The 2,016-nt window shown below is 75.0% G+C and carries 2 protein-coding genes; one reads left to right on the plus strand and one right to left on the minus strand.

Features of this window, described 5'->3' with window-relative positions; all coding sequences use genetic code 11:
* Positions 1–843: LysR family transcriptional regulator (locus AC13HU_RS36275; protein WP_483046253.1), on the minus strand; the 843-nt coding region annotated here is incomplete at its 3' end.
* A gap of 84 nt (positions 844–927) precedes the next feature.
* Between AC13HU_RS36275 and AC13HU_RS36280 the strand changes: the two genes are divergently transcribed.
* The gene (locus AC13HU_RS36280) at positions 928–2,001 is read left to right on the plus strand and encodes an aminotransferase class V-fold PLP-dependent enzyme (protein ID WP_483046254.1); all 1,074 of its coding nucleotides are present in this window, start codon (positions 928–930) and stop codon (positions 1,999–2,001) included.
* The last annotated feature ends 15 nt before the right edge of the window (positions 2,002–2,016 follow it).

The following is a 2,016-nucleotide window of genomic DNA, read 5'->3' on the forward strand; positions in this document are numbered from 1 at the left end:
CTCCAGTACGGCCACCCCGTCGGTCCGCACCGCCGCAAGGGCGAGTTCGGGCAGCACCGCCACGCCCAGACCGGCGGCGACCAGGCCGACCACCGCGGGGTAGTCGTCGGTGGCGAAGTCGATCCGGGGGGTGTAGCCGGCCCGCTCGCAGACCTCGACCAGATGCCGGCGGCAGCGCGGGCAGCCGGCGATCCACTGCTCGGCGGCCAGCTCGGCGTACGGCACGGGCGGACCGCCCGCGGGTGAGCCGTGCGGGCCCGCGCCGGCACCCGTATCCGCCCCCGCCCCGGCCAGCCGGTGCCCCTCGGGGACCAGACCGACCAGCCGGTCGGTGAGCAGCGGGCGCACCACCAGGTCCGACCAGGACTCCTCGGCCGGGGTCGGCAGGTCCACGTAGCGGAACGCGAGAGTGATGTCGCAGTCGCCGGCCCGCAGCATCTCCACCGACCGGGGCGGCTCCGCCTCGACCAGCGAGACGCGGGTGTCCGGATGGCGGGCACGCAGATCGGCCACCGCGGTCGGCACGAGCGTGGAACTGCCCGACGGGAAGGAGGCGAGCCGGACCCGTCCGGCCCGCAGCCCGGCGATCGCCGCGACCTCCTCCTCGGCCGCGGTCAGCCCGGCGAGGATGCCCGCCGCATGCCGCACCAGCACCTCGCCGGCCTCCGTCAGCCGCATCTCGCGGGCGCCGCGGACCAGCAGCGGCGTACCCGCCGCACCCTCCAGCGCCTTCATCTGCTGGCTCACCGCCGGCTGGGTGCAGCCCAGCTCGCGGGCGGCGGCAGAGAAGGAACCGGTACGGGCCACCGCGCGCAGTACCCGCAGATGTCGTGCTTCGATCACCCCATAACCATAAGCGGAGCTTGGGTTCACACGACAGACATCGTTGATGGACTTTGGGACGGTGAGCCGTCAGGCTCAGGAGCCATGGATACCGACGCCTCCCGTTTCCAGGAAATCGTCAGCTCCGAGTACGCCGGCATCGCCCCCGGGTACCTCAACACCGCCAGCCACGGACTGCCGCCGGCCCGCACCGCCGCCGCGCTGCGGGCCGCGATCGACGCGGGGGCGGCCGGCCGCCCCGACCTCGACGGGTACGAGGCCGCGGTGGCCGCCGCGCGGGCCGCGTACGCACGGCTGGTCGGTGTCGCCGTCGAGCGGGTGGCGCTGGCCAGTACCGTCGCCGAGACGGTCGGCCTGGTCGCCGCCGCCCTGCCCGCCGGGGCGGAAGTGGTCGCCTTCGAAGGGGACTTCAGTTCGCTGGTGCACCCCTTCGCGGCCCGCGGGGACCTGAAGCTGAATCTGGTGTCGCTGGAAGGGATCGCCGACGCGGTCCGGCCCTCCACCGCGCTGGTCGCCGTCAGCGGCGCGCAGTCCGCGGACGGCCGGGTGGCGGACCTCGCGGCGATCCGCTCGGCCGCGACGGCGGCCGGGGCGCGCGTGCTCATCGACGGCACGCAGTCGGTGGGGTGGCTGCCGCTGTGCGCCGACGACTACGACTTCGTGGTGGCCCACGGCTACAAGTGGCTGGTCAGCCCGCACGGGGCCTGCTTCCTCACGGTGCGGGAAGGGGCGGAGCGCGCCCTGTCCGCCGGCTCCGCCGGGTGGTACGCCGCGGCGGACCGCTGGGCGAACACCTACGGCCCGATCGAGCGGTTCGCGCCCGCCGCCCACGCCTTCGACGCCCGCCCGGCCTACCTGCCGTTCGTCGGCGCCGCCGCGTCCCTGTCGTTCCTCGCCGAGCTGGGTGTCGATGCCGTGTACGCCCACGACCTCGCGCTCGCCGCGCGCCTGCGCGAGGGGCTCGCCGCCCTCGGGCACCCCGCGGTGCCGGGGGACTCGGCGATCGTCTCCGTGCCGGGGGCGCCCTCCTCCTACCCGGGCCGTCTTTCCGCGGCCGGCATCCGCTTCTCCGCGCCCCTCGGCGCGATTCGCTTCGCGCTGCACCTGCACAACACGTCTGCCGACGTGGACCGGGTCCTGGACGCCCTTGCTTTTTAGGGTGCCCCTGACCCC

This window comes from Streptomyces sp. NH27, assembly GCF_056859195.1.